The following is a 14,133-nucleotide window of genomic DNA, read 5'->3' as shown; positions in this document are numbered from 1 at the left end:
GGGTAGGGCCTTGAAGACTGAGCGGGTGGAGCGAGGCGCGGTGTGCCGTTCGTTACGGATGCTGACTCATTCATATTAATGCTGCTTGTTTGCACAATTTTGCTGTAGCGCGACTCGCCGCCCACTCATGAAGCACAGTGTGCCGCCCAGCGCCGTCAACAAGCTCAAGGCATAGAACATCGTCGGCGCTGGGGTGTGCATGAGCAGGAAGCCGCAGATCACCGGGCTCAACGCGCCGCCCAGGGCCGCGAGGTTCTGCGCGCCGTAGTAGCTGCCGCGCAGTTCTTCCGGTGCCAGGGTGTCAACGAAGAGGAATTCGGCAGGGTAAATGATCATCTCACCGAGGGTGAAAATGAACATCGCCACGCACCAGGACACCAGGCTGTCGGCCAGGCTGAAGCCGATCAGACCGAGGATGAATAGGCTGGTGCCACCGGCGATCCAGTAGCGCAGCTGTTCGCGCTTGAGAAAGCGGCCGATCTGGTATTGCAGCAGGATCACGGCAATCGCATTGCAGGCGAGCAGGGCCGCCATGGTTTGCAGCGCGCGCTGGGAGTCCTCGACCACCAGCAGGTATTGCGACAGGTACAGGGTAAAACGCCCGTGGACCACGGTACTGAGCAGGCAGCCGCAGGTGAACATGATCAGCGTGCGGTCGTTTTTCAGGGTCACCAGGGTCTTGAGAAAACTCTGTGGCTGACCGATCGCGGGGGCCGGGGCCGAGTCGCTGGGAATGCCGCTCATCAGGAAGATGCTGCCGAAAGCGATGGCGCCGGCAATCAAGAACGGTGCAATCGGGTACACCCCGGCAATCACCACGCCGAGCATCGGGCCGGTGGCGTAGCCGATATTGGTAAGGGTGTAGCGTAAGGAAAACGCCTTGGCCCGCTGGCCCACGGGCAGGTTTTCGCTGAGGATCGCTTTGGAACCGATCAGGAACAGGGCCGACGCGGTTTCGGTGATCACCAGGGTCAGGGTAGTCAGGTAGAGGTTCTGGGCGAAAGTTAGCAGTATGAATCCGATGGCGCTGGAGAGCATGGTCAGGATCAGTAACCGGCGTTTCTCCAGGCGATCGATGATGTAGCCACCGTAGAGCGCGAGCAGGGTGGCAATGAACACCGCGATGCCCAGCAACAAACCGACGTCCTGTTGGTTGAGACCGAGTTTGTTGCTCAGGAACAGGGTGAGCAACGGGCTGGTAATGGCGCGGCTGACGACGATAGTCAGTGAAACGATCATCAGGCGGCGGATGACGAGCGAGTAAGTGGCCACGGTGGGGCAGATGTCCTTATTCCAGTTTTTAGCGTTTGTTTGCGCCGAGGCACTGCCATCGCGAGCAGGCTCGCTTCCACAGGGGAAGGTAATTCAATTGTGGGAGCGAGCCTGCTCGCGATAACGCCCGATCAGGCAATAAAAGTTTCAACCCAACCACCGTTCGAGCAGTCCAACCGACTCCAGCGTTTCCAGCCGCGCTAGTTGCCCCAGCAACGCCTCGGCCTGCACCCGCGGCATCACTCGCTCCGCCAGGCTGAAAAATTTCTGCTCCAGCGCCGCATCGCTCAACGGATTGGCTGGCGCACCCAAGGGCGGATCGACGCACAGCCGCGCCTGCCGACCGTCCACGGTCCGCACGCAGACCACGGGTTCGCCATCCTCTGACCGTCGCGGGTCAACTTCAAGGCGAATGCGCGACAGCCAGCGGTCAATCCGCGGGTCGCGGCGCGCGGTCTCGTCATAGGCTTCAAGTCCGCAATGCCCGTGTACCAGCCGCGCCGCCAGGGCGTAAGGCAGGCTCATCTGCGCTGCCGGCAGCGTGCTGACATCCTGGCCACCGCACATGTCCTGTAGAAACCCGCACAACGACACCTGAATGTCTTCGACCTGATCGGCGCCGACTTGCAACTGATCCAGCAGCAACCCCAGCGCATCGATGGCCGAATGGGTGCCACGGCACGAGGCATAGGGCTTGATCGAGCAGCGGGCGAGTTTCCACACCGATCCGAGATCCGCGTCCAGCGCTTGCGGTTCTGCCGTCGGCCCGGCCAGGGTCTTGAGAAAACCGCCCCAGACGTCATCAAACAGCCTGGCCGGCCCGGTGATGCCCTGCTGGGCAAATCGCGCGGCCAGCAATCCTCCTTCAGCCGCACGACCGCTGTGCAGCTTCTTGCTTTGCGAACCGTCATGGATGAACGCCCACAAGCCGCCGCTGAAACTGCCCGCAATGCCAAGCGCAGCGAGCGTTTGCCCGGCGTCCAGTCTCAGGATGCGCGCACTGGCGGCTGCTGCGCCGAACACCCCGCAGGTGGCAGTGGAATGCCACCCCGCGCCGTTGTGCGCCGAATAGCCGCCGCAGGCTTCGAGCACCCGGCGACCGACTTCATAGCCAAGCACCACGGCCGTGATCAGCTCACGACCGTTGACCGTTCCGGGCGCCATCGACACCGCGGCCATCACCGCCGGTAGGACCACCGCTCCGGAGTGGTCGCAGCCACCGGTGTCGTCCAGTTCCAGCGCATGGGCGGCGACGCCGTTGAGCATTGCCGTCTGGGCGGCGCCGAGTCGCAGGTTGGTGCCCCAGACCAGGCTGTTGCCGGTTTCGCCCTCGAAGACCTGACGTGCCTGCCGTGCGACGTCGCTGTCCGCGCCGGCCAATGCCGCTCCGAACGTATCGAGGATGTGCCGTTTGGCCTGCGCCACCAGCGCCGCAGGCAAGTCTTCGAAGCGAGTGTCGACGCAGAACTGCGCCAGTCGCTGCAGGCGCTCGGTCATAGCAGGTAGTCCCGATAGTGCCGCTCGTACACCGAGGCGGGGTGATCGCCGGCCGTTGGCAGCGCCGAGTCCGCCCACCATTGGGCGACTTCGCAACCTCGGGCGATCCATACATCATCGTGCTGCTGGATGCCCCGCAGCAGCTCGCGCAACACGCCGATTCGCCCCGGCGTACCGATGATCTCGGGATGCAGGCGCAGCACGTAACACAGGCCGAAGCGGTGAAACCCGGCGAAGTCCATTTGCAGATTGCCCAGAGTGTGACTGTAGGAAGCGATCCGCGATTGCGCAGGTGGCACCGCCGGGCTCAGGTTGAAGGCGAAGTAGGGCTCGTCCTCCAGTTCATAGTGCAACGGCAGTTCGATAATCCCGGGTGCGGTAGGGTGAGCGAAAGGCAAATCATCGCCACGCCATGACGACGACCAGCTTATGCCGTGTTCGCCCAAGGCCTCGATGAACCCCGGTGCGCCATTGCCGGCGGGGATGCGAAAACCGCTGGGGCGCTGGCCGGTCAGCGCCTGCAACGCTGCACACCCTCGGGCGATTTCGTCACGCTGCTGCGCCAGGTCGAGAGTGTCGTAGTTGCAGTGGCGATAACCGGCGCAGGCAATCTCGTGCCCGCCTGCTTGAATCGCCTGGATGTGTTGCGGGTTTTTTTCGGCAACGATGCCGGGAATGAACCAACTGCTGCACACCTTCAGTTCGTCGAACAGCCCCAGCAGGCGCTCGACACCTCGTTGTGTGCCGTAACGCCACACGGACAGGGTCTTGTCGCGCCCGGCGACTTCCGGGGCCTGGGTGAGAATGCCGTGGATGTCGTTGTAATCGACCGTCAACACGACAGCGCAGCGGTAGCCCTGGGGCCAGAAAACCGAATCAGCCATGGTGATGCTCCTTGAGCCACCACTGCGCGACATCGCGGCAGGTGGCAAACCACACGTCGTTGCGCTGGCGCATGTGCCCGAAGAGTTTTTCCAGCAGCAGGATGCGTCCCGGCTTGCCGGTGATCTTGGGGTGGAACAGGGTGGTCAGGCACAAGCCTTCATTCATGGCACCGTCGTATTCGCGACACCAGTTGTCCAGGGTCAGCTCATAGCTGGCGGTGCGATCCAGCCCTGACGGAAAATCCGGCGCGCGGGTATAAGCCAGTGAGGCGTAGTCATCCATCTCCCAGCGACCGGGGATCTCCACCAGGGGCGTGTCAAAACCTGGCACCTTCACCAGGTACGGGCGGTCATCGCCACGCATGCTGCTGGAATAGGTCACGCCGGCCTCGACCAGCATCGCCGGGGTCTCGGCGCGCCAGTCGCCGGAGGGGGTGCGAAAGCCTTCGGCGCGGATGTTCAAGTGGTTCCAGAACACCTCGCGGCAGCGCTTCATCACGTCCTTCTGCTGTTCCAGCGTCAGGGCGTAAAAGGATTCGTGCTTGTAGCCGTGGTACGCCACCTCATGCCCGCGCTCGACAATCGCCTGGCACTGCTTTGGCCAGTTCTCAACGACCCAGGCCGGGACGAAGAAGGTGGTCGGGATGCCGAAGGCGTCGAGCAGATCGAGCAGTCGCGGCAGCGCCCGGTAAGGACCATAACCGCCAAATCCGAAATACTCAGGCTTGTGCCAGATCGAGCCGTTGAGCATGGCATCGCCGGTGGGGCCGTCGAGGTCGAAGGCCAGGGCGAGGCAGGCTTTGTGCGGCGCCGGCCAGGTGGGTTGGGGTGAGGAGGACATCGTGGTGCTCCAGCTATTTCATAGGTAAAGCCCAATCCGTGGGGGAGCGAGCCTGCTCGCGATGGCGTATCAGCGCACCCGTGTCGACTGACACACCATCGCGAGCAGGCTCGCTCCCACAACAAACGGACAGGCTTGTTCCTTGCGGTTACTTCCCGGCGTTAATGGTCGCCGTCTTGATCGCGCCCAGCTCCAGCTCCCACTTCTTCAGGATCGCCTGGTAGCTGCCGTCGTCGATCATGCTCTGCAGTGCGACTTTCACCGCTTCGCTCAGCTCAGGTTTTTTCTTGCTGACGCCCAGGCCGGTGAACTGCGACGAGATCGGCAGGCCCACGGTCTTGTACATGTCCTTTTCCTGGGTCTTGAGGTACGGCAGGGTTTCGCTGCCTTGCATCGCCGCGTCGATACGGCTCTGGCGCAGTTGCGCACGGGCGTCGGCGGAGCCTTCGGTGCCCACCACGTTGATCGCCGGTTTACCCGCCGCTTCGCAGTTGGCCTTGCTCCACTCGGCGATTTCCGTAGGGAAGGTGGTGCGGCGGCTGGTGCCGACTTTCTTGCCGCACAGGTCGATGATCTCGTTGATGTCTTTGTTCTTTTGCAGGGTGTAGAACTGCGGACCGCTGGTGAAGTAGTCAACGAAGGTCACGCTGGCCTGACGTTCGGCGGTGTCGGTCATGCCCGACAGCACCATGTCGACGCGGTCGGTGGTGAGCGCGTTGATCATTTGTTCGAAGCCAGTTTCCTGCCATTTGATCTTGATGCCCAAGCGTTCGGCCAAGGCGTTGCCCAGGTCATAGTCCAGGCCGGTCAACTGGTTGGTGGCCGGGTCCTTGAAATCCATCGGCGGATAGTTCGGCATGATCGCGACGACGATCTCGCCCTTGTCCTTGATGCTGGCCGGCAGTTCGGCGGCGAAGCTGAAGCTGGAGGCCATCAAGCCTGCGAGTACTGCTGGGATTACGAAGTTCTTCATGGTCGTTCTCTTTTGAGTGTTGTGAGCGCCAAAGGGCGCTTAGGTTCGAACGGCAGAAATGAAGCTTTGGGTGCGAGGGTTTTGCGGACTTATTAGTATTTCTTCGGGGCTTCCAGCCTCCACGATCTGCCCGCCGTCCATGAACACCATGCGATTGGAAACCTCGCGAGCGAAGCCCAGTTCATGGGTGACGACGATCATGGTCATGCCGGTCTGCGCGAGGTCGCGCATCACCGACAGCACCTCACCGACCAGTTCCGGGTCGAGTGCCGAAGTGGGTTCATCGAACAACATCAGCTTGGGGCGCATGGCCAATGCACGCGCAATGGCGACGCGTTGCTGCTGGCCACCCGAAAGTTCGATCGGGTAGCTGTTGCGCTTGTCGGTCAGGCCGACGCGGGCGAGCAATTCCAGGGCTTCTTCATTTGCCTCTTTGGGCGAACGCTTGAGCACCTGGCATGGCCCTTCGATGATGTTTTGCAGCACAGTCATGTGCGGAAACAGGTTGAAACGCTGGAACACCATGCCGGTGGACAGACGTTGACGGGCGATCTGGGACTCGTTGAGTTCGTGCAGTTTGTTGCCGACGATGCGGTAACCCACCAGTTCGCCATCGACCCACAGGCCACCCTTGTCGATCTTTTCCAGTTGGTTGACGCAACGCAGCAAGGTGCTTTTACCGGAACCGGACGGGCCGATGATGCACAGCACTTCACCTTGCTCGACTTCGATGTTGATGTCTTTGAGCGCGTGGAACTGGTCGTAATACTTATTCAGACTCACGGCCTTGACGATGCTTCTCATGTAGGGCTCCTCAAGAACGCTTGCCGGCGCCGCGAGCGAAACGACGCTCCAGACGGCTTTGACCAAAGGACAGGACGGTGACGGTGGCCAGGTACCAGATACCCGCGACGATCAGCAGCTCCATCACCCGGGCGTTGGCGTAGTAGATGTTCTGGGCGTTGTAGAGCAGTTCCGAGTACTGGATGACGCTCGCCAGCGAGGTCATTTTCACCATGCCGATAAACTCGTTGCCGACCGGCGGAATGATGATCCGCATCGCCTGCGGCAGGATGATCCGGCGCAGCGCTTGAAGGCGTGGCATGCCAATCGACTTGGCGGCTTCGTACTGCCCGGTGTCCACCGACAACAGGCCGGCGCGCACCACTTCGGCGGTGTAGGCGCCCTGGTTGATGCTCAAGCCCAGGAGGGCGGCCGCGAATGGCGTCATCAGGCTCACGGTGTCCATTTCGAACAGGCCGGGAATGCCGATGGTGGGGAAGATCAGCGCCAGGTTGAACCACAACAGCAGTTGCAGGATCAGCGGCGTGCCGCGAAACAGCCAGGTGTAGGTCACCGCGACGTAACGCAGGATCGGGTTGGCCGACATGCGCATGATCGCCGTGATCACCCCGAACACAATACCCAGCCCCATCGCCAGCACGGCCATGACGATGGTATTGAGCAAGCCCCACATGATCGCTTGGGAGGTGAGGAACTGGCCGATGTACGACCATTCGATCTTGCCTTCGGCAAAGGCGCGCACCAGGCCGATGATCGCTATGAGGATCACGGTGGCGAAAAAAATCCGCCCGTAGTAACGACGTGGCACGTGGTCGTACTGGGTTATATCAAACTGGTTTTCCGCCAGTTTGCGCTCCGCCTGAAGTCGTTCTGCCTGAGTCTGACTCATGTTGTTTCTCCGAACACGGGTATTGCAGGTCAAACACATTTCCTTGCAGGTGCCGGCTTGCCAGCTCCTACCGGGGTTTTGCGTTGTCTATCAGAGGCGGAAGCCCTGATAGTTCTTGGTCCATTCGTGTTGCGCGGCGAGGGCGGTCTTCAACCGGCCGATCTGCTCGCGCACCTGCTGCGGCGCGGTACCACCCCAACCGCTACGGGCAGCGATGGCGGCTTCTAGCGTCAGGCTGTCGCGTACTTCCGGGGTCAGGCGCGGATCGATTTCGGCCAACAGCGCCGGCGAGGCTTCCCACAACTCGATGTCGTGTTTCTCACAGGCTTGAACCAGCGCGCCGGTGATTTCATGGGCTTCCTTGAACGGCACGCCGCGCACCGCCAGCCAGTCGGCCACTTCGGTCGCGAGGGTGAACCCGAGCGGTGCCTGGCGGCGCAACTCTTCAACGTTGACCTTCATGGTCGCGACCATCCCAGCCATGGCGGGCAGGACCAGCAGCAAGGTGTCGACGCTGTCGAGCACGCCGTTCTTGTCTTCGCTCAAGTCGCGGTTGTATGACAGCGGCAGCGATTTCAGGGTAGAGAGCAGACCGGTGAGGTTGCCGATCAGGCGACCTGCCTTGCCCCGGGCCAGTTCGGCAATGTCCGGGTTTTTCTTCTGCGGCATGATTGAGCTACCGGTGGCGTAGGCATCGTCCAGGGCAACCCAGCGAAATTGCCGCGATGACCACAGACAAAATTCTTCGGCAAGGCGGGAAATGTTGATCCCGAGCATGCTGGCAATAAACAGGAATTCGGCGACGTGATCGCGGCTAGCCACCGCATCGATGGAGTTTTCGCAGACGCCGCTGTAACCCATTTCCCTAGCCGACTGCTGCGGCAGGCGCGCGATGGCGGAACCGGCCATGGCGGCGGCGCCGAGTGGCGACAGCGCGGTGCGGATGTCCCAGTCCACCAGTCGTTGCACGTCACGCAGCATCGATTGGGCGTGAGCGAGCAAGTGATGGGCAAAGACGATCGGTTGCGCCTGTTGCAGGTGAGTGAAGCCTGGGCAGATGCTTTCGATGTGTTGTTCGGCCTGATCGACCAGCGCTTGTTGCAAGGCAAGTACTTCGACGGCCAGGGTGCGCACGTGGTCGCGCAGGAACAGACGCAGGTCGTTGGCGGTCTGGTCGTTGCGCGAACGGCCGGCGCGCAGCTTGCCGCCCAATGGGCCGAGGCGCTCGGTCAGCAGGCGTTCGATGAACGTGTGGACGTCTTCGTCATCCAGCGTTGGCGCGATGCTGCCGGCTTTGAAATCAGCGCCGATACCTTCCAGCGCGTCGAGCATGGTGTGGGTTTCCTGCTCGCTCAACAGTCCGGCGCGTTGCAGCTCACGGGCATGGGCCTTGGAGCCGGCGAGGTCGTACGGGGTCAGGCGAAAGTAACGCTCAGGGCAACGGGACAGGGCCGCCAGGGCTTCGGAGGGGCCGCTTTTGAAACGGGCCCCCCAGAGACGTTCGGTGGGTTGAGACATTGTTGTTTTCCTCGTCGGTAAAGCGAACTGAAATGGATGCGAAGAGCCGAGAAGACCCGCCGGAAATAATTCGGGCGTGGTTCGGCCTAAGCAGTTTTCAAGAGGGCAGTTGCAGCGTTGCGAGAGCTGATCGAAGTGTCAGCTTTTAGCAGTTCGAAGTCAGTGAGTTGGCACTGAAGTACGGGGATTATTAGCGGTTGCCAAGCCTGGTTTTCTGTGTTCATTATTATTGGCCAGCTTTATTTTTGTTGTTGGACACAGGTTGTTGAATAGCGCGCCAGAGGTAAATAAGCATTATGGAAACCCCACTTTCCAATTCCGGAAACCCGGCGCCAAAAACGCTGCATCGGGCGCCGCTGGCCCTCAGCGGGCTGGATTTCAAACTGCTCAAAGTGTTCAAGGCCGTGGTCGAGGCTGGCGGTTTCAGTGCGGCGCAGAACGAGCTGAATGTGGGGTTGGCGGCCATCAGCAAACAAATTTCCGACCTTGAAATTCGTATCGGTATGCGCTTGTGCACCCGAGGTCGCGAGGGTTTTCATCTGACCGAAGAAGGCCGATTGGTCTATCAGGCGTCGATTGATTTATTTGCCTCGGTCGATAACTTTCGTGATCGCCTTAGTTCCGCGCAGAATGAACTTGTTGGCGACCTGGGTGTGGGCGTTATTGACAATACTATTTCCGACATTAATTCGCCGTTAGTTGCAGCGCTTGAACGAATAAATAAAGAGTCACCGAAAGTAAGGTTTCAACTTCAGACCTCACAACTGGATGAGGTTGAAAGAGGGGTCGTAGAGGGGCGCCTGGTGGCCGGTATCGTGCCGGTTTATCAGAAGCGCGAAGAGTTTGACTATTACGCGTTGTATGAAGAACGCTCAGAGGTCTACTGCGCGATCGGCCACCCGTTGTTTTCGGTGTCGGACGCAGAAATCGGCAGCAACGTACTCAAGGAGTACGAGTGCATCAACCATCGCTACGCGATCCATCGCGACAAACTGAATTTTGCCCGGTACGACAGTTTTTCCGCCTCGGCGACCCAGGTGGAAGCCGTGGCGCTGCTGATCAAGACCGGGCGCTTCGTGGGTTTTCTCCCACAGCATTACGCCGCGTCAATGGTGTCTGAAGGGCAATTGCGAGCCTTGCGGCCGGACCTCATTCACATTAGCACACCGTTTAATCTGATCCTGCGTCACAACATCGTGCGCAGTCCGCTGGTGAAGGCATTTGCCCAGGCATTGGGCGTCGATTTGAAGGCGTCGACTTGATAACAATCATTAAGTAATAGATAGCTCCCGCCCCGACGACGCGGCAACCAAACTGATCTGGCTTGGGTTGCGTAATATCACAGCAAAGTGGGGCCCAGCGGCACATGACATCCCGCCGTACGGCCACGCAAGAGCACCCGAACTTGTGGCGAGGGGATTTATCCCCGCTGGGCTGCGCAGCAGCCCCAAAACCACCCAACCCGATACACCCGGCCCCGGAATTATTTAGTGGCTTGAAATTAAACCCGTTCCCTTCGCTATGTAGCCTTATCTGCAGGCTTCGGCACTTAGGCCTTCTCCCGCAGGCCCGCCTTGCTAAAGTTCGCGATTCATAGGCCGACAGACTTCGTTTCCACCTCACGGATGATTCTAATGTTCCGCTCTGTTTTTTCTGGCGTTGCTTTGCTCGCCGTCGCCGCTGCCTGCACTGCCCAGGCTCAGACCGTCACCACGCCCGAACAACTGCTGACCGAATTTTCCCGTTGCGATGCGCATTTCTTCGAGAGCCTGCGCGACGCCCGCCTGCCGTCAGGTACCGTGCGCCTGAGTGATTACGGCTCGGTCAAGGCACCGACCATCATGAGCCCGCTACAGGAAGGTGGCACTTACCAACACTTCGAAACGCCCCTGATCGTCAACGGCGTGCAGATGGTCGGCTATTACAACCAGGCCGAAACCATCAAGAATGCCGGCAATTTTCTGTTCTGGGGTTTCGTAGCCGATGGTTCGCCGCAAGAGGTGGCCGCAAAACTCAAACCATTGATCGTCGATAACGCGCGTTTTGTCGGTCAGGGCAAAGCCATTACCCGCGCCGAAATTCGCCGCGTCGGTGACCCGATCGGCCAATGGCGCACCGAAGGATTGACCGGCCCCGGCGTCGTCACTCCGTTTGGTTTCGTAGACCGCGTGTTGATGGTCGACACGGGCGGCACAACACCGCCGCTGGCAGGGCACACCACCGTGTTCTGCTCGCTACAAGGCACCGTGACCGCGCCGCTCTTGCAGGTCTATCGCCCTGACCTCAACGCTCGTCTGTTCGACTAACAAGGATGCTTTTCATGAATGCTCGCTGGCCCGCACTGATCGCCTGCTCCCTCATCCTCACAGGATGTGCCGGAATGCAGAACCCGCAAAAAGCCAACCTCGCGCACTGCACAAATCAGATTAAGGCGTCCAAAGCCGAAAATTACCCTCTGGCGCTACAGGAAGGTGATCTATGCCTGCAGAAAAATACCTTGCCCGCCTCGCTGGAAAGTTTGATTTACGCGGTGCAGGCCGACGCCCACAGCAACCTCAAGCATTTCCCCGAAGCGGTGGCTGCCAAGGAAAAATCCATCCAATTGGAGGCCAAGCCTGATGCGCGCGCCAATCTGGATTTGAGCAGCATGTATCGCGACGCTGGCAACCCGAAAAAAGCGCTTGAACTTGTGCAGTACAACCTCGACAACGGACTGGGAGAAGCCGGAAAGGGCTCCGGCTTCCACATGCCGACCTACTATCATCAGGGCCTCGCGCTGACAGACCTGGGTCAGTACCGAGAGGCCGCTGAAGCATTCAGCACCGGCCTTGAGCGCCAGGCGGACTATGCCTGGGCCTATTACGAGCGTGGGATCGCGTACGACCATTTGGGAGATAAGGACGGCGCCAAGGCCGACTTCATGAAGTTCTCGCAGATCGTCAACAAGAAGTACGTACGTGAGGAGCACAAGGCCAAGCTCGCCGAGTACAAGATTTCCATGCCGTGAGGTGGTTTCCCAAAATAAATAGCATCGCCACCGAGCTACACACGTATCGCTCCGGTTTTTTTGTCATGACTGGCGGTGTACTGCTGACATTGGTGTTCCTGTGTATTTCCTTCAGGACGTTCGGTCGCATTTATCGCATGAAAGAAGAAGACCGCTTCTATTGAAACGGTTGTCAGTCATGGCGCCCAGAGCCCCCATTCATCCAGGTAATCGGTTTCCCCACCCATGAAAAAGTTGATTCTCGCGTTGCTTTCGGTCGTCCTGCTTTCCGGGTGTGTAACCAAGTCTTTGAGTGTCGAAGACCGCCACCAGATCAAAACGATCAAGATCCTTCCCGTGTACTTTGCCGTAGAAAACTTCAAATACACGAGCATGACTCAGGCGTGGGGTGCAGGCCTGGGTGCTGGAGCAGGCGCAGCGACTGGCATGTTGGCCGGAGCATCGAGCGCTGGCACAAGCGCGTTGACGGGCGCCGGCTCGGTCGTGGGCACCAAGGCGGCCGATGGCGCGACGGCGGATATTTCCCAAGCGATTCTGAACAACATGCAAGCCCACGGTATCGATGTGGGCAAACTGGTGCGTGAAAGCTTCGAGAGGCGCATCAAGCAAGAAGGGCTGTTCACCATCGTGGCGCAAGGCGAGAGAGCGGATGCCGACGTTGAAATCATGGTCATGCAGTGGGGGCTTAGCCTGAAAAACTACAGCTCTGTGCTTTACCCAGTCATTGGTGTCAACGGCTCCATGAAACGCAGCGGCACCTCGGTTTGGCGCAACTTCAATACCATTTCGGCATTCAATGAAAGCAACACCCTCGCTTACACCCCTGAGCAGTACGCCACCGATCCCGAAGCAGCGCGTGCGGCGTTTTCCCGGGTGTCTGATTTGGCTGTAGGTAAGCTGATTGAAGACCTGAAGCAATAATGGCTCAGGCGAAACGGAGAGCTGCACGCCTCCTCATGGATTAGGAGCTATTGATGACCGTTGTCTCGACACTTAGGCAGTACTCGGTAAAAAGCTGGGCCGTTATCGTCGCAATTGTTGGCTTAATGGCGGGGTTCCCCAGCATTTCATCCTGGTTGGCCGAAATGAGGACCGACTACTACAAAAGCCATTTCATTGGACGTTGGACCGAGCAGTTCAGCTATCCCAATGCCGGCGGGGTTCAGTTCGAGTTCAAGGGCATGATCGAGTACTTCGCCAACAACCATTACAACGTTAGCGGCGTGGCCGCATTGGTTGGGACAGATCATTCGAAACCCTATCGGTTCGAATACAGCGTAAATGGCGCGGGTAATTGGAGTGCTGACAGCGAGTACCTTTCCTTCACATTGGAGCAGATGAAGACGTTGCCCAAGGCCTATACGCTTGACGGCGTAGCTATTCCGCCTTTGATGGTGGCGCATTTTGTCGGCCCCAGCATGCCCAACCTCAGTGATATCTACCCGGCAGGGGCATCGGGGCAGGCGCGCATCAAGGAGGTGGAGAAGAACAAGATTGTCTTGGAACAAATGGACTTGGCCGGCAAGCCCTTCATCGTGACTACCCACCGCCAGGTAGCTGACCCGTCAGAGAAGCCTTGATTTGAGGCTAGGTATCCGCGGGGGGCGACCCACAATCTCGCGTCGCACATCACCGACCCTACCTGAGGCGCTTAGTCGGTACCATTTGCGAAAAACCCCATCAGCTAAGACAAAATCCCCGCCTTCCCAGACTCGATAAGGATGACTATGAATGAGTTTGGCCTATACGCGTTGGCATACGTAGTGTTCCTGCTGTTGTTTTTCTATATGAAATCCTACGGCCTCAGGAAATGGCTAGGCATCGCCCTGGTTGCCCTAGGGTTTGCGAGCATTTTTACACTGCCGTCTTTCGTCTCGGGTTTTGATCTGGGTATCGCCTCAACCAGTGCTATTGGCATCGGAGCGGCACTGTTTTTTAGCCGGGCACGGTATGTGGCGTGAACCTAAGGAACGAGTCAGTCATCCCTGCCCCCAAGTGGGTGAATGGGGCTTTGATGTGAGGCTGGGATGATGACTTGGAACTGGCGGATGCCTCCTTGCATCGGTTGGCGCTGGAGCAAGCTGGTGAGGTGATGACCGGATAAGATTTAAGGCGCGCTGAGGCATAAAATCGACGCTACCTGCTAACACGAGCGGAGCAGCAACCATGGAATACGACGACAGATTGATAGAAGAAGCTGTGCTTGCCTTATTGGCAGCCTTCAGCTCCGACACCGGCAACGCCTGGAAAGGTTTCGACTTCGAGGTCATGAACCGAGGCATGAACAAGGTCTCATCAGCGATCCGGTAAACAGGAATAAGTCGATCTGGTTGACGGAAGAAGGGTTGGAGCGAGGCCGGCAGATTGCCGAGCGGTTGTTTGGAAAGAAGAGTTGAGGGTGCGCGTCGCCTTGTGATCGCACGCCGGAAGCCATAGCAAACCCTATCG

At 59.2% G+C, this 14,133-nt stretch carries 16 protein-coding genes and 1 pseudogene; 9 read left to right on the top strand and 8 right to left on the bottom strand.

Annotated elements, in window-relative coordinates:
* Positions 1-75: 75 nt before the first annotated feature.
* The 8 genes from HQ912_RS23660 to argH all read right to left on the bottom strand — a co-directional run bounded on the left by HQ912_RS23660 (position 76) and on the right by argH (position 8,678).
* Entirely contained in the window at positions 76-1,272 is a 1,197-nt protein-coding gene (locus HQ912_RS23660) for an MFS transporter (RefSeq protein ID WP_173407373.1), read from the bottom strand.
* A gap of 147 nt (positions 1,273-1,419) precedes the next feature.
* Positions 1,420-2,769 carry an MmgE/PrpD family protein gene (locus tag HQ912_RS23655; protein ID WP_107321507.1) on the bottom strand — a complete coding sequence of 450 codons (1,350 nt, stop codon included), beginning with the start codon at positions 2,767-2,769 and terminating at the stop codon, positions 1,420-1,422.
* The gene (locus HQ912_RS23650) at positions 2,766-3,653 is read right to left on the bottom strand and encodes a polysaccharide deacetylase family protein (protein WP_107321508.1); all 888 of its coding nucleotides are present in this window, start codon (positions 3,651-3,653) and stop codon (positions 2,766-2,768) included. Before HQ912_RS23650 ends, HQ912_RS23655 begins: the two co-directional genes overlap by 4 nt.
* Positions 3,646-4,494 carry a polysaccharide deacetylase family protein gene (locus HQ912_RS23645; RefSeq protein WP_107321509.1) on the bottom strand — a complete coding sequence of 283 codons (849 nt, stop codon included), beginning with the start codon at positions 4,492-4,494 and terminating at the stop codon, positions 3,646-3,648. The genes HQ912_RS23650 and HQ912_RS23645 overlap by 8 nt, the downstream gene beginning before the upstream one ends.
* Positions 4,495-4,642: 148 nt before the next feature.
* A complete protein-coding gene (locus HQ912_RS23640) occupies positions 4,643-5,467 on the bottom strand; it encodes an ABC transporter substrate-binding protein (protein WP_107321510.1) in 825 nt (274 codons plus the stop codon).
* A gap of 39 nt (positions 5,468-5,506) precedes the next feature.
* A complete protein-coding gene (locus HQ912_RS23635; protein WP_107321511.1) occupies positions 5,507-6,271 on the bottom strand; it encodes an amino acid ABC transporter ATP-binding protein in 765 nt (254 codons plus the stop codon).
* A 10-nt stretch (positions 6,272-6,281) separates the two neighbouring features.
* Positions 6,282-7,160 (bottom strand): amino acid ABC transporter permease, encoded by an 879-nt coding sequence (locus HQ912_RS23630; RefSeq protein ID WP_107321512.1) that lies wholly within the window; start codon positions 7,158-7,160, stop codon positions 6,282-6,284.
* A 90-nt stretch (positions 7,161-7,250) separates the two neighbouring features.
* The gene (argH, locus tag HQ912_RS23625; protein WP_107321513.1) at positions 7,251-8,678 is read right to left on the bottom strand and encodes an argininosuccinate lyase; all 1,428 of its coding nucleotides are present in this window, start codon (positions 8,676-8,678) and stop codon (positions 7,251-7,253) included.
* A gap of 296 nt (positions 8,679-8,974) precedes the next feature.
* On the opposite strand from argH, the gene HQ912_RS23620 reads away from it, so the two are divergent.
* From HQ912_RS23620 to HQ912_RS28205, 9 genes and pseudogenes are all read left to right on the top strand, one after another.
* Positions 8,975-9,940 (top strand): LysR family transcriptional regulator, encoded by a 966-nt coding sequence (locus tag HQ912_RS23620; protein WP_107321514.1) that lies wholly within the window; start codon positions 8,975-8,977, stop codon positions 9,938-9,940.
* A 34-nt stretch (positions 9,941-9,974) separates the two neighbouring features.
* Positions 9,975-10,169, top strand: a pseudogene (locus HQ912_RS28210) (hypothetical protein); the annotation flags it as partial.
* A gap of 143 nt (positions 10,170-10,312) precedes the next feature.
* Positions 10,313-10,984, top strand: a complete 672-nt coding sequence (locus HQ912_RS23615) for a hypothetical protein (protein ID WP_260990052.1) — start codon at positions 10,313-10,315, stop codon at positions 10,982-10,984.
* 14 nt (positions 10,985-10,998) lie between these two features.
* On the top strand, positions 10,999-11,685 hold the full coding sequence (locus HQ912_RS23610) for a tetratricopeptide repeat protein (protein ID WP_173407371.1): 687 nt from the start codon (positions 10,999-11,001) through the stop codon (positions 11,683-11,685).
* Positions 11,686-11,910: 225 nt separating this feature from the next.
* Complete coding sequence (locus HQ912_RS23605; protein ID WP_107321517.1) at positions 11,911-12,606, top strand: hypothetical protein; 696 nt, start codon at positions 11,911-11,913, stop codon at positions 12,604-12,606.
* 53 nt (positions 12,607-12,659) lie between these two features.
* Positions 12,660-13,265 (top strand): hypothetical protein, encoded by a 606-nt coding sequence (locus tag HQ912_RS23600; protein ID WP_107321518.1) that lies wholly within the window; start codon positions 12,660-12,662, stop codon positions 13,263-13,265.
* Positions 13,266-13,412: 147 nt separating this feature from the next.
* On the top strand, positions 13,413-13,646 hold the full coding sequence (locus HQ912_RS23595; protein ID WP_107321519.1) for a hypothetical protein: 234 nt from the start codon (positions 13,413-13,415) through the stop codon (positions 13,644-13,646).
* 205 nt (positions 13,647-13,851) lie between these two features.
* On the top strand, positions 13,852-13,995 hold the full coding sequence (locus HQ912_RS27940) for a hypothetical protein (RefSeq protein WP_218277733.1): 144 nt from the start codon (positions 13,852-13,854) through the stop codon (positions 13,993-13,995).
* On the top strand, positions 13,929-14,081 hold the full coding sequence (locus tag HQ912_RS28205) for a DUF6429 family protein (RefSeq protein WP_409936851.1): 153 nt from the start codon (positions 13,929-13,931) through the stop codon (positions 14,079-14,081). The genes HQ912_RS27940 and HQ912_RS28205 overlap by 67 nt, the downstream gene beginning before the upstream one ends.
* Positions 14,082-14,133 lie beyond the last annotated feature (52 nt).

Origin of the sequence: Pseudomonas sp. MPDS, from assembly GCF_013283895.1 — a bacterium.
In the GTDB taxonomy this organism is placed as follows: Bacteria; Pseudomonadota; Gammaproteobacteria; order Pseudomonadales; family Pseudomonadaceae; genus Aquipseudomonas; species Aquipseudomonas rhizophila.
This window is presented reverse-complemented; position numbering and strand designations above follow the sequence as displayed.

Coding starts and splice junctions, on each gene's coding strand:
- HQ912_RS23655 (WP_107321507.1), bottom strand. CDS start 2,769: ATGACCGAGCGCCTGCAGCGACTGGCGCAGTTCTGCGTCGACACTCGC.
- HQ912_RS23650 (WP_107321508.1), bottom strand. CDS start 3,653: ATGGCTGATTCGGTTTTCTGGCCCCAGGGCTACCGCTGCGCTGTCGTG.
- HQ912_RS23645 (WP_107321509.1), bottom strand. CDS start 4,494: ATGTCCTCCTCACCCCAACCCACCTGGCCGGCGCCGCACAAAGCCTGC.
- HQ912_RS23640 (WP_107321510.1), bottom strand. CDS start 5,467: ATGAAGAACTTCGTAATCCCAGCAGTACTCGCAGGCTTGATGGCCTCC.
- HQ912_RS23635 (WP_107321511.1), bottom strand. CDS start 6,271: ATGAGAAGCATCGTCAAGGCCGTGAGTCTGAATAAGTATTACGACCAG.
- HQ912_RS23630 (WP_107321512.1), bottom strand. CDS start 7,160: ATGAGTCAGACTCAGGCAGAACGACTTCAGGCGGAGCGCAAACTGGCG.
- argH (WP_107321513.1), bottom strand. CDS start 8,678: ATGTCTCAACCCACCGAACGTCTCTGGGGGGCCCGTTTCAAAAGCGGC.
- HQ912_RS23620 (WP_107321514.1), top strand. CDS start 8,975: ATGGAAACCCCACTTTCCAATTCCGGAAACCCGGCGCCAAAAACGCTG.
- HQ912_RS23615 (WP_260990052.1), top strand. CDS start 10,313: ATGTTCCGCTCTGTTTTTTCTGGCGTTGCTTTGCTCGCCGTCGCCGCT.
- HQ912_RS23610 (WP_173407371.1), top strand. CDS start 10,999: ATGAATGCTCGCTGGCCCGCACTGATCGCCTGCTCCCTCATCCTCACA.
- HQ912_RS23605 (WP_107321517.1), top strand. CDS start 11,911: ATGAAAAAGTTGATTCTCGCGTTGCTTTCGGTCGTCCTGCTTTCCGGG.
- HQ912_RS23600 (WP_107321518.1), top strand. CDS start 12,660: ATGACCGTTGTCTCGACACTTAGGCAGTACTCGGTAAAAAGCTGGGCC.
- HQ912_RS23595 (WP_107321519.1), top strand. CDS start 13,413: ATGAATGAGTTTGGCCTATACGCGTTGGCATACGTAGTGTTCCTGCTG.
- HQ912_RS27940 (WP_218277733.1), top strand. CDS start 13,852: ATGGAATACGACGACAGATTGATAGAAGAAGCTGTGCTTGCCTTATTG.